Source organism: Mesorhizobium sp. YM1C-6-2, from assembly GCF_003666685.1.
Classification (GTDB): Bacteria; Pseudomonadota; Alphaproteobacteria; order Rhizobiales; family Rhizobiaceae; genus Mesorhizobium_K.
In genome coordinates this window covers 21,791-45,193 of record NZ_RCIZ01000018.1, presented here as the reverse complement: position 1 = coordinate 45,193, position 23,403 = coordinate 21,791, and the positions used below count along the sequence as shown (strand labels likewise).

General features: G+C 62.8%; 24 protein-coding genes and 1 pseudogene. 18 read left to right on the top strand and 7 right to left on the bottom strand.

The features are described 5' to 3' along the window. A partial coding sequence (locus D8676_RS27570) for a hypothetical protein (RefSeq protein ID WP_210210765.1) occupies positions 1-207 on the top strand: 207 nt, incomplete at its 5' end. Between the two features lie 71 nt (positions 208-278). Here the strand turns inward: D8676_RS27570 and D8676_RS25670 are convergent. The 3 genes and pseudogenes from D8676_RS25670 to D8676_RS25660 all read right to left on the bottom strand — a co-directional run bounded on the left by D8676_RS25670 (position 279) and on the right by D8676_RS25660 (position 3,938). After that, positions 279-1,706, bottom strand: a complete 1,428-nt coding sequence (locus D8676_RS25670; protein ID WP_121583944.1) for an arylsulfatase — start codon at positions 1,704-1,706, stop codon at positions 279-281. A gap of 163 nt (positions 1,707-1,869) precedes the next feature. Next, positions 1,870-2,051: pseudogene (locus D8676_RS25665) on the bottom strand (amino acid ABC transporter substrate-binding protein); the annotation flags it as partial. 177 nt (positions 2,052-2,228) lie between these two features. Next, positions 2,229-3,938 carry an arylsulfatase gene (locus tag D8676_RS25660; protein ID WP_281034300.1) on the bottom strand — a complete coding sequence of 570 codons (1,710 nt, stop codon included), beginning with the start codon at positions 3,936-3,938 and terminating at the stop codon, positions 2,229-2,231. 1,022 nt (positions 3,939-4,960) lie between these two features. Between D8676_RS25660 and D8676_RS25655 the strand changes: the two genes are divergently transcribed. The 6 genes from D8676_RS25655 to D8676_RS25630 all read left to right on the top strand — a co-directional run bounded on the left by D8676_RS25655 (position 4,961) and on the right by D8676_RS25630 (position 8,914). Continuing rightward, on the top strand, positions 4,961-5,410 hold the full coding sequence (locus D8676_RS25655) for a DNA polymerase III subunit chi (protein WP_121583943.1): 450 nt from the start codon (positions 4,961-4,963) through the stop codon (positions 5,408-5,410). A gap of 31 nt (positions 5,411-5,441) precedes the next feature. Continuing rightward, on the top strand, positions 5,442-6,071 hold the full coding sequence (locus tag D8676_RS25650) for a hypothetical protein (protein ID WP_121583942.1): 630 nt from the start codon (positions 5,442-5,444) through the stop codon (positions 6,069-6,071). Then, entirely contained in the window at positions 6,068-6,928 is an 861-nt protein-coding gene (locus D8676_RS25645) for a 23S rRNA (adenine(2030)-N(6))-methyltransferase RlmJ (RefSeq protein WP_121583941.1), read from the top strand. The genes D8676_RS25650 and D8676_RS25645 overlap by 4 nt, the downstream gene beginning before the upstream one ends. A gap of 62 nt (positions 6,929-6,990) precedes the next feature. Next, the gene (locus D8676_RS25640; protein WP_121583940.1) at positions 6,991-7,446 is read left to right on the top strand and encodes a hypothetical protein; all 456 of its coding nucleotides are present in this window, start codon (positions 6,991-6,993) and stop codon (positions 7,444-7,446) included. An 8-nt stretch (positions 7,447-7,454) separates the two neighbouring features. Next, on the top strand, positions 7,455-8,222 hold the full coding sequence (locus D8676_RS25635; RefSeq protein ID WP_121583939.1) for a ribonuclease T2: 768 nt from the start codon (positions 7,455-7,457) through the stop codon (positions 8,220-8,222). A gap of 95 nt (positions 8,223-8,317) precedes the next feature. Next, positions 8,318-8,914, top strand: coding sequence for a glutathione S-transferase family protein (locus D8676_RS25630; protein ID WP_121583938.1), 597 nt, complete (start codon positions 8,318-8,320; stop codon positions 8,912-8,914). Positions 8,915-8,986: 72 nt separating this feature from the next. Here D8676_RS25630 and D8676_RS25625 read toward each other — a convergent pair whose 3' ends face one another. Further along, positions 8,987-9,661, bottom strand: a complete 675-nt coding sequence (locus D8676_RS25625) for an outer membrane protein (RefSeq protein ID WP_121583937.1) — start codon at positions 9,659-9,661, stop codon at positions 8,987-8,989. A 402-nt stretch (positions 9,662-10,063) separates the two neighbouring features. Here D8676_RS25625 and D8676_RS25620 point away from each other — a divergent pair, with 402 nt between their 5' ends. From D8676_RS25620 to D8676_RS25595, 6 genes are all read left to right on the top strand, one after another. Further along, positions 10,064-10,828, top strand: coding sequence for an SDR family oxidoreductase (locus D8676_RS25620; RefSeq protein ID WP_121583947.1), 765 nt, complete (start codon positions 10,064-10,066; stop codon positions 10,826-10,828). Next, positions 10,825-12,894 carry an excinuclease ABC subunit UvrC gene (gene uvrC / locus D8676_RS25615; protein WP_121583936.1) on the top strand — a complete coding sequence of 690 codons (2,070 nt, stop codon included), beginning with the start codon at positions 10,825-10,827 and terminating at the stop codon, positions 12,892-12,894. Before D8676_RS25620 ends, uvrC begins: the two co-directional genes overlap by 4 nt. Before the next feature lie 98 nt (positions 12,895-12,992). Further along, on the top strand, positions 12,993-13,583 hold the full coding sequence (pgsA, locus tag D8676_RS25610) for a CDP-diacylglycerol--glycerol-3-phosphate 3-phosphatidyltransferase (protein ID WP_121583935.1): 591 nt from the start codon (positions 12,993-12,995) through the stop codon (positions 13,581-13,583). 1 nt (position 13,584) lies between these two features. Further along, a complete protein-coding gene (gene moaD / locus D8676_RS25605) occupies positions 13,585-13,839 on the top strand; it encodes a molybdopterin converting factor subunit 1 (protein WP_121583934.1) in 255 nt (84 codons plus the stop codon). A 5-nt stretch (positions 13,840-13,844) separates the two neighbouring features. Beyond that, on the top strand, positions 13,845-14,312 hold the full coding sequence (locus tag D8676_RS25600) for a molybdenum cofactor biosynthesis protein MoaE (RefSeq protein WP_121583933.1): 468 nt from the start codon (positions 13,845-13,847) through the stop codon (positions 14,310-14,312). Positions 14,313-14,383: 71 nt separating this feature from the next. Beyond that, on the top strand, positions 14,384-15,154 hold the full coding sequence (locus D8676_RS25595; RefSeq protein ID WP_121583932.1) for a YbaY family lipoprotein: 771 nt from the start codon (positions 14,384-14,386) through the stop codon (positions 15,152-15,154). A gap of 105 nt (positions 15,155-15,259) precedes the next feature. Here D8676_RS25595 and ndk read toward each other — a convergent pair whose 3' ends face one another. Beyond that, positions 15,260-15,682 (bottom strand): nucleoside-diphosphate kinase, encoded by a 423-nt coding sequence (gene ndk / locus D8676_RS25590; RefSeq protein WP_121583931.1) that lies wholly within the window; start codon positions 15,680-15,682, stop codon positions 15,260-15,262. A gap of 223 nt (positions 15,683-15,905) precedes the next feature. Between ndk and D8676_RS25585 the strand changes: the two genes are divergently transcribed. From D8676_RS25585 to D8676_RS25570, 4 genes are read left to right on the top strand one after another with little or no spacing between them, the layout of a single operon-like run. Beyond that, on the top strand, positions 15,906-16,418 hold the full coding sequence (locus D8676_RS25585; protein WP_121583930.1) for a DinB family protein: 513 nt from the start codon (positions 15,906-15,908) through the stop codon (positions 16,416-16,418). Between the two features lie 49 nt (positions 16,419-16,467). After that, positions 16,468-18,345: an ABC-F family ATP-binding cassette domain-containing protein gene (locus D8676_RS25580; protein WP_121583929.1), complete on the top strand. Its 1,878-nt coding sequence runs from the start codon at positions 16,468-16,470 to the stop codon at positions 18,343-18,345. A gap of 43 nt (positions 18,346-18,388) precedes the next feature. Continuing rightward, positions 18,389-19,204 (top strand): alpha/beta hydrolase, encoded by an 816-nt coding sequence (locus D8676_RS25575; RefSeq protein ID WP_121583928.1) that lies wholly within the window; start codon positions 18,389-18,391, stop codon positions 19,202-19,204. A gap of 47 nt (positions 19,205-19,251) precedes the next feature. Then, positions 19,252-19,605 carry a DUF2200 domain-containing protein gene (locus D8676_RS25570; RefSeq protein ID WP_121583927.1) on the top strand — a complete coding sequence of 118 codons (354 nt, stop codon included), beginning with the start codon at positions 19,252-19,254 and terminating at the stop codon, positions 19,603-19,605. 12 nt (positions 19,606-19,617) lie between these two features. Here the strand turns inward: D8676_RS25570 and D8676_RS25565 are convergent, their stop codons facing one another. Next, positions 19,618-22,230, bottom strand: coding sequence for an adenylate/guanylate cyclase domain-containing protein (locus D8676_RS25565; protein ID WP_121583926.1), 2,613 nt, complete (start codon positions 22,228-22,230; stop codon positions 19,618-19,620). A 109-nt stretch (positions 22,231-22,339) separates the two neighbouring features. Further along, a complete protein-coding gene (locus D8676_RS27515) occupies positions 22,340-22,513 on the bottom strand; it encodes an aroma-sacti cluster domain-containing protein (RefSeq protein ID WP_183097251.1) in 174 nt (57 codons plus the stop codon). Between the two features lie 141 nt (positions 22,514-22,654). Between D8676_RS27515 and D8676_RS25560 the strand changes: the two genes are divergently transcribed. Further along, complete coding sequence (locus D8676_RS25560; protein WP_121583925.1) at positions 22,655-23,329, top strand: iron-containing redox enzyme family protein; 675 nt, start codon at positions 22,655-22,657, stop codon at positions 23,327-23,329. Positions 23,330-23,403: the final 74 nt, after the last annotated feature.

The following is a 23,403-nucleotide window of genomic DNA, read 5'->3' as shown; positions in this document are numbered from 1 at the left end:
CTGGCCGGGCAGCACGGCAAGCGCCTGCACGGCGCCGCCGATGAGGATCGAGGCGAGGATGGATGTGAGCCGGTTCATGGGAGTTTTCCGTTGTTTTCGCGTGGGGAGGAAGATGCCCGCAAATCTAGGACGGCCGGCGCGGCGAACAAGGATCGGGGTTGGGAGCATTCAGCAGGAGGTCGGAAATTTATTCCAGAAATTCCCTGAGACGAGAACAAAGCTTCCAATGTCTTCGCGCGATGACCCCCACGCCGCTCTCAGCCTTTCCTCGGCGGGTCTTACTTCGGAGGGGTATATGGATCAGGCGTGCCGGGCGCGATTGGCGGATGGAGGCTCAAGCTCTTTTCAAAGTCCGCCACGATCTCCATGGCAGGCCCGCCTATCCATCCGTCAGGCGACAGCGTGGCTCCGTATTCTTCCTTTGGATCGCTGATGAGATCGAAGATCAACGGCACGCCAAGCTTGGTCGGCGGCGACCACCAATCCCGCTCCTCTCCATAGAACGCCAGTTTCCAGTTCTTCCATTTGACCGCCTCCATGCGGTCGGCGACGTATACTGGGAACCCCTCGCGCGCGGAGTGGTCGGATTTTCCGAGCAGAAACTCGCTTTGGTCCAAGCCGTCGATTGCTCGATCCTGGGGTATTGTCGCACCGGAGAATTTGGCGAACGTGGTGAAGGTATCGACCGAATGAACGATTTCATTGCTGACGCGGTTTGCCGGAACGTGGCCGGTCCAGCGAATGATGAAGGGCGTGCAGAGCGAGCCTTCCATATGTGTGAAATAGTACCCCCGCCAAGGACCGGACGTACCTTGAGACGGGAATGTCGGATCGGGGCCATTGTCGCTTGTGAACACAACAATGGTGTCGTCGCTGGCCCCTAATTTCTCGACCGCATCGACCAACTTGCCAACATTCGCATCCATTTCGGCGAGGCAGTCTGCAAAATCTCCGTATCCGGTGCTGCCTGCGAATTCGGGGCTGGGCAGGGCAGGGAAGTGTACCAAAGTGAATGGCACATAAGCATAGAACGGCTTGTCCGCCTCGACCGAGCGCTTCATGAAATCAATCGTTCGCTCGACTATCTTCCCGTCGATCAAGCGACGTTGCTCAAGGTCGTAGACTTCGAGGTCGCTACTTTTCTCGCCCTTTCGCCCTTCCATGATGTGCATGAAGGGAACTCCAGCGGCCTTTGCGCCGGGTTGCGAGGGATACATCGCCTCATCGGTGGTACGCGGAATGCCATACCATTCGTCGAAGCCTTGAGCGTTTGGAAGCCGTCCCTGCGAGCTGCCGAGATGCCACTTTCCGAAGGCACCTGTGGAATAGCCTGCATCCGACAAGGTCTCTGCCAGCGTCACTTCCCACTGGGTCAATCCGTCCAGTTGCCCCGGCAGCGGCACGGAATGAGTGCCGGAGCGAATTGCGAACCTGCCGGTCAGAAAGGCGGATCGGCTTGGCGTGCATTGGGCTTCGACATTGAAGTTGGTGAGGCGCGTGCCTTCAGTGGCGAGCTTGTCGATACGCGGTGTCGGTGCGCCTCGCATGATGCCGCCGCCATAGACGCCCGGCTCGCCATAACCAAGATTGTCGGCAAGGACAAAAAGTATGTTGGGCTGGACATCCTGAGCCCATCCAGAACTCGTAAAGGACAGCGCGCTCGCCAATACGACGCCTATCGTGCCAATCCGAACATTGTTCTTCATGATCCGCCTCCCTGACCACAAGGTCGCGTCGCGGGTAAGTTTGGCTTACCAGCCGCAAGATGTCATCCGGCCTTGAGCGGCATCGTCGCCATTCGTGAACAAGTTTTTCTGCACCTCATGTCGTGAGGTCGGGCGCGACGAAAGGCCGGTATTTTTCGCCCACGACCAGCTCGCCGCTGGGGTCATGGTAGGTGAAGGGCGCGTAGGTGCCCTCGGTGCCGATCTTGATCACCCCGGCCGCCTTGATGGCGTCGAGGTTTTCGCCCACTGGCCGGGCAGCACGGCAAGCGCCTGCACGGCGCCGCCGATGAGGATCGAGGCGAGGATGGATGTGAGCCGGTTCATGGGAGTTTTCCGTTGTTTTCGCCTCGGGAGGAAGATGCCCGCTAATCTAGGACGGCCTTCGAGGCCGGGTCGTTCCGGGATGGCAGCGGATCGGATTGGGCGCGAGCGACGGCCGGGGTAAGGGCGGCCGTCAACAGAACCGGACGCCCCCGTGGCGGGGCGTCCGGCATTGGCGGGTCAGTCGCTACCTGTCTTCATCTGCCGGACCTGCGCCATCACCTGCTCCAGATTGTAGCTTGCAGGGTCCTGAAGCGGCGGGTAGGCGATGTAGGTCTCGAGATGCTTCAGCCACAATTGCTGGCCGATGGGCAGGATGTTCCAGTCATAGACATAGGCGGTGGACGGTGACGCGATGGCGCCGCCCATACCGAAGAGCGTCTTGATCTGCTGACCGACCGAGGTCTCGAATGGATCGCGCTTGATGTTGACGACCTGCGTCCACGAATACGGCATCACCCCGGCGATGAAGCCGGCCGGATCGTCGGACACCATGGCGAAATACATCTTCCAGTTCTTGTAGCGGACCGCTGAGGGCTCCTTGCCGGAGTAGTACAGGAAGGAGTCGCGCGCGGATGGTGCTTTGCCCTCCAGGAACTCGCGCTGGTCGATTCCGTCGAGCGTGGTCTTGACGATCCCCGGGTAGGTGCCGGACTCGATCTTCTTTTTGAGTTCGTCGCCCTTCGGGCCACCGGCGATGTCCACGAGCGTCGGCAACCAGTCGAGCGCCGAGAACATATCGTTGACGACGGTGCCGGGTTCGATATGCCCTGGCCAGCGCACGACGAGCGGTGCACGCATGCCGCCTTCCCAGGTGCTGAGCTTTCCGCCCTTGAACGGGGTGGTGCCGCCGTCCGGGAACGTGATTGTCTCGGCGCCATTGTCGGTGGTGAAGACGACGATGGTGTTGTCGAGTTCTCCCATCTCCTCGAGCTTCTTCAACACGTAGCCGATGTTGTCGTCCATCTGCTTCATGCCGGCTTCGTTGATGCCCCAGTCCTTGCCGCCCGGCTCGCCGACCATGTTCAGATATTTGTCCGGCAGCACCGTGGTGATGTGCATGCGGGCCGGGTTGTACCAGACGAAGAACGGCTTCTTGGTCTTCTCCGGGTCGTTCCGGTCGAGGAAGTCGATGACCTTGGCGGAGATTTCCTCGTCAATGGTCTTTGATCGCTCCAGCGTCAGCGGACCCTCATCCTTGCAGGATTGATTTGCCGGGGATCCGTCGGACGACTCGCAGGCGAGCATCGGACGCGGTGGCGTCAGGCAGGTCGTGGCCTTCGGATCCACGGCCGCCGGGTCTTCCGCTATGCCGGGGATCGGCGTGTTCCTGCAAGGTGGCGCGATCCCCTGCTCGGTCGGGGTCTTGTTGATGTCGGGGAAGCTCACCCCCTGCATGGCGTCGAGGTGATAGAGGTAGCCCCAGAATTCCTGGAATCCGTGGGCCGTCGGCAGGGATTCGGTGGTGTCTCCGAGATGATTCTTGCCGAACTCACCCGTAGAGTAGCCGAGATCATACAGGAACTTGGCGAGGTGAGGCGTGCCGGCCCGCAGGTAGGACGGGCTTCCGGGAATTTCCGGCAGGACCATGCCGACGCGCACCGGCTGCATGCCTGTAATGAAGGCGGTCCGCCCAGCCGTGCAACTCTGCTCGGCATAGTAGGTCATGAATTTCGCACCTTCGTTGCCGATGCGATCTATGTTGGGCGTCTCGCCGACCATCAGGCCTTGGTGATAGATGCTCGGCTGCATCCAGCCGATGTCGTCGCCCATGATGAACAGGATGTTGGGCTTTTGCGTCTCCTGGGCCTGTGCGGGCGACTGCGCGCCCCACAGAACCGTTGCGGCGGCCAGGATTCCAATGCTGCAGTCAAGGATTCTGCGACTCATTTTCACCTCCTCCGGTTGCTTCTGGATAGCCGCCGCCCGAGTTGGAAACTTCCGAGTCTGCGCGCACGCCTGATAGCCAGGCGCCGCGCTCTAGATGACGTTACGGTAGCACCGGCCGGGTCGCGGTGATATTGGCCTTTGGGGAACTTTATTCACTCGCCCAAACAGCCCGCATCGTCTTCCCGTTGTTCTCGCTGGGAACCCGGCCGAAGGCCAGTAGGGCTGGCCGAACGCGATGCCATGGCCGCGTGAATGAATTTTGTTCGCTCATTCGCAACTGGCGATTTTTTCGCCCCGCCAACCTATGGGGCAAGCCACTGAAGTTGCTTTCTCTTCTACGGACCGACGACACCATGCCGGTCGTCTTTCCGTAAAAACTTTTCGCAACTGCACTCACCCGCTCCGGCTCTCCGCGATACTTGGCGCATCGCTCTCGCGGGAACCTGGTGCGCACCGGGTGTCAGGGAGGGCGGCGGTGACCTCCCACCCGTGGAAGCGGTTCCACGGTCCCGAGGGCGCCCGACAGGCCGGCATGCCCGGCGGAGACGGCCAGATTAGCGGCCGGCTCCGCGACGGAGGCAGACGGAGCACCGTACGTCCCGGACCACTGGAGTATCTCGTGGCCGACAGTGACGTGTGCCCGGCCGAAAGCGGCGACAGCCACCGGACGGGGGCGGAGGCCCAAAGCCTTCCGTCGCCTGACGCCAGGGGGTCAGGCTGGGTCGACAAGACCACCCATTACAAAATTTAGACTGGGGGTCACGACCCTCCCGTCTTCCCGACTTTCTTTCAACGGCCAGATCGGAAACGAGGCGTGGCGACGACGAAGCGCGTGGGTGGAGCGCTTCGCCTCTCCCCGTTCACGGGGAGAGGATGCCGGCAGGCAGGTGAGGGGCAGCACAAACTTGTCAGAACGAAGCGCCGCCCCTCATCCGCCCCTTCGGGCACCTTCTCCCCGTGAACGGGGAGAAGGAAAGAAGCCACCCTTCCGCTCTCCCGCAAACATGCTTAAACACAGCCCGATGGCCGAAGTGCTCTTCTACCACCTGACCGAATCCACGCTGGAGGACGCGCTGCCGGGCCTCCTGGAGCGCAGTCTCGGGCGTGGCTGGCGCGCCGTCGTGCAATCGGGCACCGACGAGCGGCGCGACGCGCTCGACCAGCATCTGTGGACCTTTCGCGACGATTCCTTCCTCGCCCATGGCAGCGACCGCGACCCGCACGCCGCCGACCAGCCGGTGCTCCTCACCACCACCGACGCCAATCCCAACGGCGCGCAGATCCGCTTCCTCGTCGACGGCGCATCGCCGCCCGACCTTTCCGCCTATGAGCGCGCGGTGTTCCTCTTCGACGGCCACGACGCCGGCCAGGTCGAGGCGGCGCGTGGGCACTGGAAGACGATGAAGGCGGGCGGCCACGCCGTCACCTATTGGCAGCAGACGCCGGACCGGCGTTGGGAGCGCAAGGCGTGACGCGCCGGATGCGAGCGGACGGGAACTGACCATGCGGACGATCTTTCTCGTGATCCTGCTCGCCGGCGCCGCCATGGGGTTCGGCTATCCCTGGTATGTCACCAATTTCTCCGGCGACGAGATGGGGACCTGGCGGGTCAGCGACGGCGGCGCCTTCCGGCCGATCACCGTCGCGCTGTCCTCCGCCGACGAGCCGGTGCGTGTGCTGGTCGACATGACGGCCGTGGCGCCGCCCGAATTCGCGCGCGGCCGCACCGCGCTGACCCTCACCGCCTCGACCGGCGGCCGCACCGTGCTCGCCGAGACGCTGTCGTTCAACGAGGCCAAGCCGCAGGAGCGGAGCCCGCAGCTCCGCGAAAAGATCTATCGCGACGAGGCCGGCGTCATCACCGGCATCGAGAAGGGCGACTACACCTTCGTCGTCGGGCCGGGCGACGCCGAGGGCATCCAGATCCGCTCGGTCGACCTGACCCTGCGCCGGGGCGCCGGCGCGCTCGACCCGCGCCTGCAGCCGGTCGGCTTCGCCCTGACAGCCATCGGCTTCATCGGCCTGGTGCTGTCGATGCGGCGGCGCAAACGCGATCGCAAGCCGGATGCCGAGCCGGCGCGGCCGCGCTGGGGCAGGGACGCCCGTCCCGATGGGGGCCGTCCCGAGCAATGAACTACCGCCACGCCTACCACGCCGGCAATTTCGCCGACGTCGCCAAGCACGCGGCGCTGTCGCGGCTGGTCGAATATCTGAAGCTGAAGGACAAGGCGTTCCGCGTCGTCGACACCCATGCCGGCATCGGCCTCTACGACCTCTCCTCGGAAGAGGCGCAGAAGACGGGCGAATGGCAGGGCGGCATCGGCCGGCTGCTGCAGGCGAAGCTTTCGCCGGAGGCCGAGGCGCTGCTCGCGCCCTACCTTGCGGCCGTGGCGGCAGAAAACCCTGACGGAGGCGTCGCGCGTTATCCGGGGTCGCCGTTGATCGTGCGTCATCTCCTGCGGCCGCAGGACCGCCTCAGCGCCATCGAGCTCCATCCACAGGATTTCCAGCGGCTGAAAACGTTCTTCGCCGGCGACTTCCAGGTTCGCGCCATCGAGCTCGACGGCTGGCTGGCGCTCGGTGCGCATCTGCCGCCCAAGGAGAAACGCGGGCTGGTGCTGGTCGATCCGCCCTTTGAGCAGGCTGGCGAGTTCGAGCGGCTGGTCGACGGGCTCGTGCGCGCCCACCTGCGCTGGCCGGGCGGCATCTATGCGCTCTGGTACCCGATCAAGGACCGCGCCGCCGTAAAGGATTTCCGCGAGAGCCTGAAGGCGTCGGGCATCCCGAAGATCCTCGACGTCGCCTTCGAGGTCCGCCGTCCCTCGCGCGAGGCGCGCTTCGACGGCAGCGGGCTCGTTGTCGTCAACCCGCCCTTCGTCTTCGAGAAGGAGATGCGCGTCATCCTTCCCGAACTCCACAAGGCGCTCGCCGAGGAGCCGCAGGCGCGCTGGTCGCTGGACTGGCTGGCGGGGGAGGCCGCGCCCGCTTGACCGCGCCCTTCGCAGAAACGATTATGCGCAAGGCTCAACGCCAAAGCCCAGGAGAGGCTCACATGCACCGCTTCGCCCGCCGCGTCACCCGTCCCGTTCTCGCCGCGCTGCTTGGCCTCGCGGCCGCCGTCGGGGTTACGCCCGCCGTCCAGGCGGCCGACCTCGGCGTCTATTCCGGCTACAGCGATTCGGGCGCCTGTTCGCAAAGCTGGGTGCTCGGCAGGATCACCAGCCGCTTCGCCTACCAGGTCCGCCATGTGCCGAACCTGCCGCTGGTGGCGATCAGCGATTTCCAGAACATCCGCGAGAATCGTTATCTGCCCGCGCAGGAAAACTGGCCGATCGGCCGCACCTATTGCGGCGCGCAGGTCATCCTCTCCGACGGCAACGCCCGCGACATCTGGTACCTCATCGAGGAAGGCCAGGGCTTTGCCGGCGTCGGCAACAATGTCGAGTTCTGCGTCTCCGGCTTCGACCGCTGGTTCGTCTACAACGGCGCCTGCCGGGTCCTTCGCTGATCGCTGGCATGCGGCGCAGCCGGGCCGGGCTCGCGGCGCTCGCGCTGGTTCTCCTCGCCGGCTGCAGCCAGGAGGCGGAACAACCCTCCGACACAAAGCCGCCGACGCCCATCGCGCAGACCGCGCCGTCCGATGCGCCGGCCGGACGGTCTGAAAGGCAACCGGCCCCGTCACGGCTGCCGATCGGCCAAGGCTTCGATTTCTACGTGCTCTCGCTGTCCTGGTCGCCGAGCTACTGCGAAGCGGAAGGCGAGGACGCGAACCGGCAGCAATGCGCCACCGATAGGCCCTATGCCTTCGTCGTGCACGGGCTCTGGCCGCAATTCGAGCGCGGCTTTCCGGAACGCTGCCGCACCGACGAGCCGGACGTATCCAACGCGACGTTGCGCACGCTCTACGACATCATGCCGTCCGCCGGCCTCATCCGCCACCAGTGGCGAAAGCACGGTTCCTGCGCGGGTCTCGATCAGGACGACTATTTCGCGGTGTTGCGCGCCGCCCGCGAGACGGTCAGCATTCCCCCGGAATTCCGCCGTCTCGACGCCTACAGGACGCTCGATCCGGATGACGCCGAGAGAGCCTTTCTGAAGGCCAATCCGTCGCTTCCGGGCGATGCCGTCGCCGTCACCTGCGACCGGCGCTATCTGCGCGAGGTCCGCATCTGCATGACCAAGGATCTGGAGTTCCGCTCCTGTCCGGAGGTCGACCGGCGCGACTGCCGGCTTTCCAAGGTCGTCATGCCGCCGGTGCGGGCAGGCAAGGGGCGGGGCGGATAGTTGCCTGGCGGATAGATTCTCCGCGGCTGGCCTTTGCCTGTTGTCCGCCAGTGCTTAACGTCCGCGCCGTCGCAAACCATTCTCTGGAAAGTCAGATGGCAAAAGTCCTCGTCGCGCCCGCTTCGCCCTACAGCTGCAAGGTCCGCATGGCGGCGGCCTATCTGGATATTCCGCTGGAAGCGGTCCTGGTGGAGACGTCGAGCCCGACGGAAGAATTCCTCAAGGCCAACCCGCTCGGCAAGATTCCGGTGCTGATCGCCGATGACGGCGAGACGATCTTCGACAGCCGGGCGATCACGCAGTACCTGAACCGGCAGTCCGGTAACAAGCTCTTCCCGCGCAATCCGGCCAAGCGCACTGATGCCGAGCGGCTCGAGGCATTGGCGGACGGCATCGCGGATTGTGCGCTGGCCCATGTCTACGAGCGCCGTTCGCGGCCGGAGGAGATCGTCCATCTGCCCTGGCTCGACAAGCAGTGGGGCAAGGTGACGAATGCGCTCGACGCGCTCAACGCCAATCCGCCGAAGCTCGGCAAGAAGATCACCGGAGGGCAGATCGCGCTGCGCTCGGTGCTCGGCTATCTGGACCTTCGCTTTGCCGGAAAGTGGGAGAAGGGCCGCAGTCGGCTGAAGCGCTGGGCCGCGCGCTTCGACGAGAAATTCCCGGAACTGAAGGCCCTGCTGCCGGCCTGATCGACACGTCGCTACCGCCAAAACAAAACCGGGCGCCGAGGCGCCCGGTTTGCCGTAAGAGGATTGTGCCGATCAGAACTTCATGCCGAGGCCGAAGGTGACACGGTGGTCCTTGTCGTCGACGTCGGCCGATCCGCCGGCGGTCGTGAAGGTATCGCTGCCGAAGTCGGTGTAGCGGTACTCGACGCGACCGAACACGTGCTCGGTGACCATGATGTCGGCACCGGCGCCGGCCGTCCAGCCGATCATCGTGTTGCTGTCGCTGACGCCGCCGCCCGAGACCTCGAGGTCCTTGGCTGCGCCACCGGCGGTGGCATAGAGCAGGACGTTCGGCGACACGACATAACCGAGACGCGCGCGCAGCGAGCCTTCGACCCCGGACTCGGAGGTCAGGCCGGCATTGCTGCCTTCTTCCCAGCTATAGCCGATGTCGGCTTCCGCGCCGGCCACGATGTTGCCGGACTGCCAGTTGTAACCGGCGAAACCGCCGAGCAGGAAGCCATCGGTGCCGATCGTGTTCGTTCCGATCGGCGCGTCGACTTCGGTTTCACCGGAGAAGCCGTAGCCCAGCGAAACACCGGCATAGGGGCCGGACCAGGTGTTGAGCGGCGGCTCTTCCATCGGGACGGCGGGCGCCGGCGGCGCTTCCATCACGACGTCTGCCGCGAACGCTGGGACGGTGCCGAGAAGGGCCACCAGCCCAAGCGCCGCCACGGCCGGCCGAGCGATTTTGACGTTGTTCTTCATTGTTTACTCCATGACCACGAGACACGTGGGTTCGATAAGCTGTCCCGACCCGCCGGGGGGAAGAACGGACCGGTCGCCTGACGGTTCCGAATGTCATGCCGAAATGTGGCCCGAACGAACCTGAAATGGGGTCTTTGGCCGGCGCCAATGAGGCTGAACCTTGACGTGTCCTTCTCGCAACAGCCTGTGTCAGGAGAGTTCGTGCCGTGATGCCGCAGGCCGCTTGGTGCAAGGCGTTGCGCACTCTATATCAGCTTGGCCTGTGGCAGCGCGCCGCAGCCCTTGACGGCGCGATTTCGGGCAATCGGTCACAAAGTCGTCAAAAGGGAAAACGGACTTTTAATATGCGGCTGCCGCATTCGCGATCCAGCTGCCGAAAACGGAAGCTGCAAGGATTCGATGATGACGGGAGCCGCTCGCACGGCATTGGTGACAGGCGGAGCGAAACGTATCGGCCGGGCGATCGTGGAAGACCTTGCTGCACATGGCTTTGCGGTTGCCATCCATTGCAACCGGTCTGGCGGGGAGGCGGGCTCGCTCGCCGAGGAAATTCGTGGCGCGGGAGGGCGCGCAGTTGTTGTCGAGGCCGATCTCACCGATGCAACGGCCACCGCCGCACTGATCGCCGAGGCGTCGAAGTCGCTCGGGCCCATCGGGCTGCTGGTCAACAATGCATCGATCTTCCGCGACGATTCCGTCCGGGATTTCGATCCCGCCGTCGCGGATCGCCATTTCGCCATCCACGTCACCGCGCCGGCGATCCTGGCGCGGCGCTTCGCGGAGGCGCTGCCGGCCGGGGAGGAAGGGCTGATCGTCAACATTATCGACCAGCGCGTCTGGCGCCTGACGCCGCGCCATTTCTCCTACACGCTTTCGAAATCCGCGCTCTGGGCGGCGACAAGGACGATGGCGCAGGCGCTGGCACCGCGCATACGCGTCAACGCGATCGGTCCCGGCCCCACCCTGGCCAGTACGGTGCAGGGGGCGCATGATTTCAGGGCGCAGATCGACGGACTGATCCTCGTGCGGGGACCGGAACTCTCCGAATTCGGCGCAACCATCCGCTATCTTTGGGACGCGCGCTCGGTAACCGGGCAGATGATCGCTCTCGACGGCGGCCAGCACCTTGCATGGCAGACGCCCGATGTGACAGGCATGGTGGAATGAGTCCGCGAAGAGACATACCGGGACACGGCGACAGCACGAAGGCGGCGGACGATATTGCGGGTTTCGTCCCCGGCGACGAGGCAGACGACGAAGACGCGATTGTCGATGAGCCTGAAGCAGCGCCGGCGTCCAGCGTAGACCTGCCCTTCACGTCGATCGACTGGACGGCACATGCCGGCGATGCCGACGGCAAGGTGGGAGCCGAGGTGATCCAGACGCTGGTCAGGCGGCTGCCCAACGCGCCTGGCGTCTATCGCATGATGAATGCCGCCGGCGACGTGCTCTATGTCGGCAAGGCGCGCAGCCTGAAGAAGCGCGTGACCAACTACGCCAACGGCCGCTTCCACACCAACCGTATCGGCCGCATGGTGCGCGAGACGGCGACGATGGAGTTCGTCGTCACCCGCACCGAAATCGAGGCGCTGCTGCTCGAAGCCAACCTGATCAAGCGGTTGCGGCCTCGTTTCAACGTGCTTTTGCGGGACGACAAGTCGTTCCCCTACATCGTGCTGACCGGCGACCATCCTTCGCCCGGCATCTTCAAGCATCGCGGCGCGCGCTCGCGCAAGGGCGATTATTTCGGGCCCTTCGCCTCGGCCGGCGCGGTCGGCCGCACCATCAACTCGCTGCAGCGCGCCTTCCTGCTCAGGACGTGCACGGACTCGGTCTTCGAAAGCCGGACCCGGCCTTGCCTTCTCTACCAGATCAAGCGCTGTTCGGGGCCGTGCACCGGCGAGATCTCCGCGGAGGACTATGCCGAACTGGTGACGGAGGCGAAGGATTTCCTTTCGGGCCGCAGCCAGAAGGTGAAGACCGAGATTTCCGAGCAGATGCAGGAAGCAGCCGAAGAGCTCGATTTCGAGCGCGCCGCGGTCTATCGGGACCGGCTGGCCGCGCTGTCGCACGTGCAGAGCCACCAGGGCATCAACCCGCAAGGCGTCGAAGAGGCCGATGTCTTCGCCATCCACCAGGACGGTGGTCATGTCTGCATCCAGGTCTTTTTCTTCCGCACCGGCCAGAACTGGGGCAACCGCGCCTATTTCCCGAAAGCCGATCCAGCGCTGGAGGCACAGGAGGTGCTGTCGTCCTTCCTCGCCCAGTTCTACGACGACAAGCCGTGCCCGCGCACCGTCATGCTGTCGCACAAGGTCGAGGAGGAAGAAATCCTGGAGCAGGCGCTGGCGACAAAGGCAGGACACAAGGTCTCGATCATCGTCCCCCAGCGCGGCGAGAAGAAGGATCTGGTCGACCATGCGGTGCAGAACGCGCGCGAGGCGCTCGGACGCCGGCTTGCGGAGACCTCCACCCAGACGCGCCTGCTTGCCGGCTTCGCGGAGGCTTTCGGCCTGGACAAGCCGCCGCGCCGCATCGAGGTCTACGACAACTCGCACATCATGGGCACGAATGCCGTCGGCGCCATGATCGTCTCGGGACCGGAAGGTTTCGTGAAGAACCAGTACCGCAAGTTCAACATCCGCTCGACCGACATCACGCCCGGCGACGATTTCGGCATGATGCGGGAAGTCATGCAGCGGCGCTTCTCCAGGCTGGTCAAGGAGCACGGCGCGCAGGAAGCGGACGGCGTGGAGGACGCGGAGAACGGCGCCTTCCCGGCCTGGCCCGATGTCATCCTGATCGACGGCGGTCAGGGCCAGATGACGGCCGTGCGTGCGATCCTGCAGGAACTGGGAATCGAGGACCGGGTGGTTGCGATCGGCGTCGCCAAGGGCCAGGACCGCGAAGCGGGACGCGAGCGCTTCTTCGCCAAAGGGAAGGCCGCGTTCACGCTGCCGGTGCGCGATCCGGTGCTCTATTTCGTGCAGCGGCTGCGCGACGAGGCGCATCGTTTTGCGATCGGCTCGCATCGTGCCCGCCGCAAGAAGGAGATGGTGAGGAACCCGCTCGATGAGATCAGCGGCATCGGGCCGGCCCGCAAACGGGCGCTCCTTCTGCATTTCGGCACCGCCAAGGCGGTCCGCAACGCGGCGGTCGAGGACCTGATGGCGGTGGACGGCATATCGGAGTCGGTGGCGCGCCTCGTCTACAACCATTTCCACGAAAATTGATTGTCCCTGCGGCGAATCGTGTTGGTCCATAGAATTCAGGCAGTTGACCCCCTACATCGGCTTCTGATTTCAGTAGGGCAGGAGGAAGTCTGAAAAACATGGCCAAGCGCGCGTTCAACCTGCCGAATATCCTTACCTACGGACGGATACTGGCCGTACCGCTGGTAGTGCTTTGTTTTTTCCTGGAAGGCCGGCTGCAGTCGAGCGACTTTGCCCGCTGGTCGGCGCTGGTCATCTTCATCGTCGCCAGCATCACCGATTATTTCGACGGCTATCTGGCCCGCGCCTGGCAGCAGCAGTCGAACATCGGCCGCATGCTCGATCCGATCGCCGACAAGCTGCTGGTCGCCACCTGCCTGCTTCTGCTGGCGGCGGACACAGACCGTACGATCGCCGGCTGGTCGCTGTGGGCGGCGATCATCATCCTTTGCCGCGAAATCCTCGTCTCCGGCCTGCGCGAGTATCTGGCGGCCCTGAAGGTGAGCGTGCCGGTGACGAAACTCGCCAAGTGGAAGACGGCGATCCAGATGATCGCCATCGCCGTCCTCTTGGCCGGCCCGGCGCTGGACAAGATAGTGCCTTATTCGACCGAGACCGGCATCGTGCTGCTCTGGGTGGCGGCGATCGTGACGCTCTACACCGGCTATGACTATTTCCGCGCCGGCGCCAAGCACATCATGGACGAGTGAGATGACCAAGCTCGTCTATTTCGCCTGGGTGCGCGAACGGATCGGCAAGCAGGAGGAGGACGTGTCGTTGCCGGCCGATGTCGTGACGGTCGAGGACCTTCTGGCATGGCTGAAGAGGCGCGGCGAAGAATATGCGCACGCGCTGAGACACTCCGAGGTCATCCGCGTCGCCCTCGATCACGAGCATGTCGACCATCGCCAGAAGTTGGCAGGCGCCGGCGAGATCGCGCTTTTCCCGCCGATGACGGGCGGCTGAAGGTCATGACCGCCCCCATCGTTCCGGTGGTCCGCATACAGGCAGCCGACTTCGACGTGGCGGCCGAGATCGACAGGTTGAGGACAGCCGGCGACGTCGGCGCTGTCGTGACCTTTTCGGGCATCTGCCGTGACGAGGAGGGTGCGCTTTCCGCTCTGGAACTGGAGCATTACCCAGGCATGGCCGAGGCGGAGATCACGCGCATAGGCCGCGAGGCGGCTGAACGCTGGCCACTGGCCGGCCTCACCGCCATCCACCGCTATGGCAAGATCCGGCCGGGCGAGAACATCGTGCTCGTCGTCGCCGCCTCGAAGCATCGCCGTGCCGCCTTCGAGGCGGCGGATTTCCTGATGGACTACCTGAAATCCCGCGCTCCCTTCTGGAAGAAGGAGCATCGCGCGGATGACGCAGAGGGCGGCTGGGTCGACGCCAGGGAAGCCGACGAGGAAGCCGCCGCGCGCTGGAAAAAGTAGGGTGCGGCCGGCAAGGCCACGGAACAGACTTATTCGTCGTGGAACCTCGCCGCTCCATTGGAGGATGTCGGATGCTCGGCAGGCTTGCAGAACTGTTCTTTTTCGGGCTGGCCCCACTGATGCTTGGCGGCCTGCTGATGCCGGGCGCCGTCGCGGCCGAGGAGGTTGCGATCACCGGCGAGGTTTCCTACCGCGAGCGGATGGCGTTGCCGCCGAACGCCGTGCTTACGGTGCGCCTTTTGGACGTATCGCTGGCCGATGCGCCGGAGACGGTGGTCGGCGAGCAGAAGATCGATCCGGCTGGGCAGGTCCCCATCAAGTTCGAGATCAAGTTCGATTCAGCCGTCGTCCAGGCCAAGGCCACCTACGCCTTGCAGGCTCGCATCATGGTCGAGAACCAGCTTTGGTTCATCAACGACCAGCGCTATGCGGTCGATCCGCTCAAGCCCGAGCCAGCGCAGATGGTGCTGAAGATGGTCAAGCAGAGCGCCGATGCGGCGCCCGCCACCCTGTTCGACACGAACTGGCTGGCCGAGGACATCAACGGCAGGGGCGTGATCGACAACGCCCAGTCGACCTTCAGCGTCACGCGCGACGGCAAGGTGGCCGGAAGCGGCGGCTGCAACCGCTATTTCGCGCAGGCCGAAATCAAGGACGACAGGATCGAGATCGGCAAGGCCGGCGCGACCATGATGGCCTGCGCCCCGGCGCTGATGGACCAGGAGGGGAAGTTCCTCGCCGCCCTCGAGAAGGCTGCAACCTTCAGGATCGACGGCGACGGCAAGCTCTTTCTCGTGGACGCCGATGGCGCCGACATCGTGCGGTTTGCGAGCCAAGGCTGACGTCCGCCTGCACACCGGCATCAGGCCACAACAAAAAAGCCGGCGCTGAGCGCCGGCTTTTTATTTTTGGATCAATCGCTTGGAGTGATCGGCGGACTCAAGAAGTCAGCCGACGATCTCGGTGTCCGAGAACCAGTACTTGATCTCCTGAGCGGCCGTCTCGGGCGCGTCGGAGCCGTGTACGGAGTTTTCGCCGATCGACAGGGCGTGCACCTTGCGGATCGTGCCCTCGTCGGCGTTGGCCGGATTGGTCGCACCCATCACTTCGCGGTTCTTGGCGATCGCGTTCTCGCCCTCGAGAACCTGCACGATCGTCGGCGCCGAGGACATGAACTCGACGAGCTCGCCGAAGAAGGGCCGGTCCTTGTGGACGGCATAAAAACCCTCGGCCTCGCGGCGGCTCATCCACACGCGCTTGGAAGCGATGACGCGCAGGCCGGCATCCTCCAGCATCTTCGTGATCGCGCCGGTCAGGTTGCGCCGGGTCGCGTCCGGCTTGATCATCGAGAAGGTGCGTTCGATCGCCATAGTCGTTCCTTGTGTCGGTTTGAGCGTGGCGGGCTCTATACAGGCGGTCGCACGGCTTGCCAAGCGCCGGGCGTTGCGACGGGCTCATGGCTAGGATCGAGACGGCACGGTCTGCCACCGACGCCGCCGTCGACAGGCAGCCGGGCACGATAGCCATTGGCGTTGTTTCCGGTTGCGGTCTATCAGGGATGCGCATAGCCGCCGTCGGGGAAGGGGAAGCCGCGTGAAACAGCATTTTCTGATGTTCGCTACATACAACGCCTGGGCCAACCAGCAGGTCTACGACGCGGCATCCGGCCTGACGAAAGATGAATTCACCCGCGATGTCGGCGCCTTCTTCAAGTCCATGCGCGGCACGCTGAACCACCTGCTGGTGGCCGACAAGATCTGGCTGAAGCGGTTTACGGGCGAGGGCGACGCGCCGGCAGCGCTGGACACCATCCTCTACATCGATTTCCCGAAATTGCGGGTCGCGCGCGAGATGGAGGACAAGCGCCTGGTCGACTGGATAGGCTCACAGAGCGAAAAGGCGCTTGCAGGCCGCTTCACCTACATGACGGTGACCGACATGCGCACCGTCTCGCAGCGGGTGGCGCCGGCGCTGGCCCATCTCTTCAACCATCAGACCCATCATCGCGGTCAGGCGCATACGATCCTGACGGTGCTGGGCAAGGAAGCGCCTACGCTGGATTTGATATATTTCCAGCGTACGGAAGAAGGGCGCGCCTTCGCGTGAGTGTTGCGGCCTTGCGATTGCCGCTTCGGCGGTGCAAAAGCCGCGGACCATGCTTGTTATCAACGACCTTTCGCTCCGCATCGCCGGACGCCTCCTGCTCGACCATGCCTCGCTGACCTTGCCGGCGGGCACGAAGGCGGGTCTCGTCGGCCGCAACGGAACCGGCAAGACGACGCTCTTCCGAGCCATCACCGGCGACCTTGCCTCGGAGACGGGCTCCATCAGCCTGCCCAAGAACACGCGCATCGGCCAGGTCGCGCAGGAAGCGCCCGGCACCGAGGAGCCGCTGATCGACATCGTGCTCAAGGCCGATGTCGAGCGCGCCGCGCTGCTCGAAGAGGAGCGCACCGCGACCGACCCGCACCGCATCGCCGAAATCCACATCCGCCTTGCCGACATCGACGCGCACTCGGCGGAGTCCCGCGCGGCGACCATCCTCGCCGGCCTCGGCTTCGACGACGAGGCACAGAAGCGGCCGGCGTCCTCCTTCTCGGGCGGCTGGCGCATGCGCGTCGCGCTGGCGGCGGTGCTGTTCTCGCAGCCCGACCTGCTGCTCCTCGACGAGCCGACCAACTATCTCGACCTCGAAGGCACGTTGTGGCTGGAGAACTACGTCTCGAAATATCCGCACACGGTGCTGCTCATCTCGCATGACCGCGATCTCCTCAACCGCGCCGTCAACTCGATCGTGCATCTCGACAAGCAGAAGCTGACCTTCTGGCGGGGCGGCTACGACCAGTTCGACCGGCAGCTTGCCGAACAGCGCGAGCTGCAGGAGAAGGGCCGGGTCAAGCAGGAGGCGCAGCGCAAGCATCTGCAGTCCTTCGTCGACCGCTTCCGCGCGAAGGCTTCCAAGGCGCGCCAGGCGCAGTCGCGCATCAAGGCGCTGGAGAAGATGAAGCCGATCGCGGCCGTCATCGACGACACGGTTCGGCCATTCAGCTTTCCGGAGCCGGTGAAGACGGTCGCTTCGCCGATCATCGCGCTCTCCGGCGTTGACGTCGGCTACGCGCCCGGCAAGCCGGTGCTGAAGAAGATGACGCTCCGGATCGACGCCGACGACCGCATCGCGCTGCTCGGCGCCAACGGCAACGGCAAGTCGACCTTCGCCAAGATGCTGGCGGGCCGCCTGAAGCCCGAGACCGGCACGATGACGGTTGCGCCGGGGCTGAAGGTCGCGATCTTCGCCCAGCACCAGCTCGACGACCTCAGGCCCGAGGAGAACGCCTACGAGCATGTGCGCCGGCTGATGCCGGAAGCGCCTGAATCGAAGGTGCGCGCGCGGGTCGCCAATTTCGGCCTGTCGACGGAGAAGATGAACACGCCCGCGAAAGATCTGTCGGGCGGCGAGAAGGCGCGTCTGCTGATGGGGCTCGCCGCCTTCGACGGGCCAAACTTATTCATCCTCGACGAGCCGACCAACCATCTCGACATCGACAGTCGCGAGGCGTTGATGCTCGCGCTGAACGATTTTCCGGGCGCGGTGATCCTGATCAGCCACGACCGCCATCTGCTCGAAGCGACCGCGGATCGGCTCTGGCTGGTCAAGGACGGCGTCGTGAACCCGTATGACGGCGATCTCGACGATTACAAGACGCTGGTGACAGGCGTTTCCAGCAACAGCCGCGAGCGGCGCGAGGCGGAGAAGGCCTCCAAGGCCGACCGTCGCCGCGAGGCCGCCGCCCGCCGCGCCGCGGCGGAGCCGCTCGCCAAGGAAATCCGCGCCACCGAGGCGCTGATGGACCGCCTGCGCAAGCGCATCGACGCGATCGAGGATCAACTCGCCGATCCGAAACTCTACGAGAAGGATCCGAGCGCTGCCACGCAACTCGCGAAGGAACGTTCCGAGCTTTCGGCACAGCTCGCCCGCAACGAGGAGAAGTGGCTGGAGATGTCCAGCGAATACGAGGAGGCGACGGTGGAATAGGGCTGCCGTCTTTTCCGGCTGAAGCGCAATCGGAGGATGCGCGATGTCGTGGAAGCTCGATGAAATGGTTGGCACGTCGGCGGGACCGGTCGCCGCGGGCTCCACCGGGGCCGGGCCGGCGCTGGTGCTGACGCATGGCTGGCCGTGGTCGTCCTTTTCCTGGCACCGGGTCATCCCGGAGCTCGCCAGGCATCACCGCGTCCACTGGTACGACATGCCGGGTTACGGCCGTTCGGGCAAGGATCCCGCGCAGCGCACCTCGCTCGACGTGCAGGGCGAGGTGTTCGCCGAGATGCTGGCGCACTGGAAGCTCGCCAGGCCCGCGGTGGTCGCGCATGACTTCGGCGGCGCGACTACGCTGCGCGCCCACCTGCTGCATGGCTGCGAGTTCGAGCGCTACGTGCTCATGAACGTCGTCGCCATGCGGCCGTGGGGTTCGGAATTCTTCGCCCATGTCGGCCGCCATGTGGACGCCTTCCTCGGCCTTCCCAAGCACATCCACAAGGCCGTGGTCGAGGCCTATATCAGGGGCGCCCTTGCGTCGGGGATCGACGACGACGACTTTGCCAGGCTGGTCGAGCCGTGGCTCTCCGACGAGGGGCGGCAGAGCTTCTACCGCCAGTTTGCCCAGGCCGACGAGGAATACACGGCAGAGGTCGAGCCGATGTTCGGCAAGGTCCGGTGCCCGACTGCGATCCTGTGGGGCGAGGACGATCCCTGGATACCGATCGAGCGCGGCAGGGCGCTGCACCGGCTGATGCCCCGCGCTATCTTCGAGACCTTGCCAGGCGTCGGCCACCTGCCGCAGCTCGAAGCGCCGGGTTCCGTACTGAAGAAGCTGTCGCGTTTCCTGGCATGATGAGTTGAAGATGGGCGCGGTGGGAGGAAGATAAGGGAGGAGGACTCGTGGCAAAACACCGAATTTACACGATCAGCTTCGCAAGCGTTTATCCTCATTACGTGGCGAAGGCGGAGAAGAAGGGACGCACGAAGGCGGAGGTCGACAGGATCATCTCCTGGCTGACAGGCTACGGCCAGAAGGCGCTGGAAACGCAGCTTGAGAAGCGGACCGACTTCGAAACCTTCTTTGCGAAGGCTCCAAAAATGAATCCCTCGCGCGCGCTGATCACAGGCGTGGTTTGCGGTGTCCGTGTCGAGGAGGTCGAGGACCCGCTCATGCGGGAAGCCCGCTACCTCGACAAGCTGATCGACGAACTCGCCAAGGGAAGGCCGATGGACAAGATCCTGCGACAGGAATGAGCTTGCTGTCGCTCACGACAGCGTAAGAGCGATGGCCTGGTCCCGGGACAGGGATCTGCCCGCAGCGTATTCATCGGCATAAGCGGCGCCGAGCCGCCCTTTGGCATCGGCGATACTTTCGTCGAGTTCCGCTTGATCGGCGGGTTCGAAGTGCACGTCCAAACTTGACAAAAGCGAGTCGACCGCACCGAACAATCGTGCCGCCTGCTTTGCGTCGCCCAACTTCAAAGCCAGTCGCCCCTTCAAGGCAACATACAAATTGATCATCATCGGATAATCGTATTCCTGGGCGAGTTCGAATACATTCTTCAATCGTTGTGAAGCCTGATCCCAATCTTCCTTGTAGATATGTACGTTTGCCAAGTTCAAAAGGAGAGCGCCAGTCCAATATAGATCGTGATCATCCTGCATCAAACTCAGTGCTTCCTCGTAACACTGCGATGCAGCATCGTAGTCTCCTCCTGCGCGGGCGCCCTCTCCCAGGGCGATCAGCGCCAGTGCGATACCGTGCGGATTGCCCGCCTCCTTTTGTTTCTCGAGCGCAGTCATAATCATTTCGGGCCCTTCCATACCTCCTTCTGTCACGGCCTTCGTAATACCGAGGGTTGTCATCGACCCGGCCAACTCATCGTCTTGGCCTAAACTCCGATACAAAGCATGTGCGCGCTCGAACAAGGGCAGGGCGCCCGCATAGTCGCCGGAAATCATCTTTAGCCAGCCATATACATCCAGGATCGTCGCCCTTTCGGATGGGTTGGCATTCTCCGGAAGTGACGCTGCAGCGCGTTCCAGCCAGGCAAGTCCTTCAGTGAACCGCCCTCTTGGAATCCAATACCAAAGCAGGGCTTTGGCGAAGCGTCCCGTCATTTCGGTGAGGCCGGACTCCAACGACCAGGAAATGGCAGCTCTGATGTTGTCTTCTTCCGATAGAACCCGGGTGACATGTCCCCGTTGACCCGGCCCAACGAAACCCTTCGCCATGCTCTCTACGACGCCTAAAAAGTACGTCGCGTGAACCGATTTCAATTGTTCCGCACGGTCAGCCGGCAACAGTTCGATGCCGAACTTCCGGATGGTCTCAAGCATACGAAATCGAGGTTCGCCGCCGAAGTTCTCGGCAATGAGCAGGTTCTTCTCACACAGCGAGGAGACGACTTCCAGGAGGTTTTCGCCTCGAAGGAATTCCGCGGATTCCAAGCGAAAGCCGCCCGAAAAAATCGAAAGTTCGGCAAACGCTTTCTGCTCGGCGCTTCCCAGCGATCGGTAGCTCCAGTCCACTGCGTTCTTCATGGTGCTGTGCCGTTGGTCCGCTTTGCCACTCCGACCAACCACGTCCAATCCCGCGGAAAGCCTGGACAGCAATTCTCGAACGCTCAGGAACTTGAGCCGGGATGCGGCCAATTCCAAAGCCAAAGGGAGACCATCCAATCTCCTGCAAATTTCAGCCACCGTCTCCGCATTGTCGTCGGAAAGGCTGAATCCCGGTACGACCTGTTTTGCCCGATCTTCGAAGAGCAGAGTTGCCTCGCTTGGCGAAGCCTTGGCGCCAGTCAGCACCAGCGGCGCTACGCGGTATTCTGTCTCCATTTGGACATGAAGCAGTTCGCGGCTCGTAATCAGCAGCCTCAAATTCGGGCAGGCGCTGGCGATCTCGCTTAGCTGTACGGCAGCGCTTGCGACCTGCTCGAAATTGTCGACCACGATCAGAGTCTTCGCGCTTCCTATGATCCTCTTCAGCCCATCAAGAAGGGAGCGCCCCGGGAACTCCAAAACGCCGAGAACTTGCGCGATGGCGGGCAGGACCAGGCTCTCTTCGGCAATCGCCTCCAGGGAGACAAAAAAGACACCGTCCGAAAAAAAGTCCTGCAACCGTTTGGAGATCTCGATTGCGAGTCTCGTTTTTCCCGAACCGCCAGGCCCCGTCAGGGTAACGATATGCCCGGAGGCATCTTTCAGCAGTTCGCTGATTTTCGCGATATCCCGGTCCCGCCCGACAAATGAATTCGTGCTGGTTGGGAGGTTGGTCATGCGCGCGTCAACCGAACGCAGGCGTCGTTCGACGACCTCAGCGCCAGGGGCGACTTCGTACAGATGCTCGGGATATTGCAGGTCGCGAAGCCTGTGAACCCCGACATATCTGACGTCGAATTCATTGAATTTTTCGGACGTCCTCAGCGCAGCCATGGTTGCGCTCGAGATCAATATCTGCCCCCCGTTTCCCGCGTCTGAAATACGTGCCGCCCTATGAACGTCGATGCCGATATAACCAACCTTCGGATCGCTGACGGGTATCGGCCGCCCAGTATGCAGTCCCAGGCGCACCATCACCTTGGCTCCGAAAGGCCAGGGTTCGCCAGCCATAGCCCTCCGGATCTCGACGGCAGCAGCCACGGCATCGGAAGCCTGCTCGAAGGTTGCAAAAAAAGCATCCGAGTGAGCGATCACTTCGACGCCATGATTTTTCGTCACGGCGGTTCTCAGAAGAGCGAAGTGCTTTTCGAGGATCTGGTCGTACTCTCGGCCGTATTCACGAACCAGGTTCGTGGAGCCTTCGATGTCCGAGAACAGCAGCGTCAGTTCCGCCGCCGGCACGACTGTTGCAGCCCTAACGGAGAGATTGCTCATGCGCAGACACCGTCATTCGGCCTCACAATCGCATTAGTAAAGGCAATAGCCTACTAGCTTCAGGTTGCCCTGGCCTTCAAAAAGGAATTTTGACTCAAGTGCCGTCGAGCTAGAACATCATCGGGCGAATTGGCCAATCAAAGAAATTAAGCTTGCCCTTGATATCTATTAGCGTCTTGATCTCTTGCTCGGTCAGCTTCTGGTTTATAAGGTCCCTTTGCTCATCCGTCAGGAATTCTGTGTTCAGAAGTCCTTCGTTCTCCAGCCTCTCGACGTTTGTCATTGCGGTCCACTCCCTTCAAGGTGCCTAAAGCGGCTTTGGCAATTGCACTATGCGGGTGTATTGTAGATGCCAATGTAAGGACTGTCGGTCGGCGCCCCTCATACTAAGCCAATTGTCGCACTCCAACGATTTCGGTGCAATATGAGAAACAGCGAACTCCTCCGCTTCAAGATACAACTTGCAAGTGCAGAGCTGGCCAAAAATCTGGATAAACTTTGGGACAGTCCCGACGTTACGCGCCTGTTTCCCGAGTTTCTTATTTTAATGCATCAGGTTATCCGGGCGAGCGTGCCGCTTATGGAAAATGCTCGCGCAAAAACGATGAATTCCTCGGACGCTCTCAGCAATAATTTGACATTGTACTTTGACGAACATGTGCGCGAGGAGGAGGATCATGACGAGTGGACGCTTCAAGATCTTGAGACAGCAGGTTTTGATCGGGCCAGGATAACAAGCAGGATGCCGTCGCATAACGTGGCGGCCTTGGTTGGAAGCCAGTATTACTGGATCAACCATTATCACCCGGTAACCCTTCTGGGATATATTGCCGTCCTCGAAGGAAGTGCGAATGGGTCGACGCATATACACGAACTCATGGAGCGCGTTGAACTTCCTTCGTCTATCTTTCGCACATACCTGATGCATTCCGAGGTCGACGTCGACCACAAGGATGAGCTGTATCACGCGATCGATGATCTGCCGCTTGAGGAATCCCACATATCCGCGATTGGGATGAATGGGATCTATACGGCAGCGTGTCTTGGCAGGTGTGTTTCGGATATTTTGAATCCGGGACATTCAACGCAGTTAAACTGAGAATTTTTGCCGTTTTAATGTATCTGTTTTCTTTGGTGGAATGTCACTTGGTAGGCCCCGTCTCGCCGAGACAG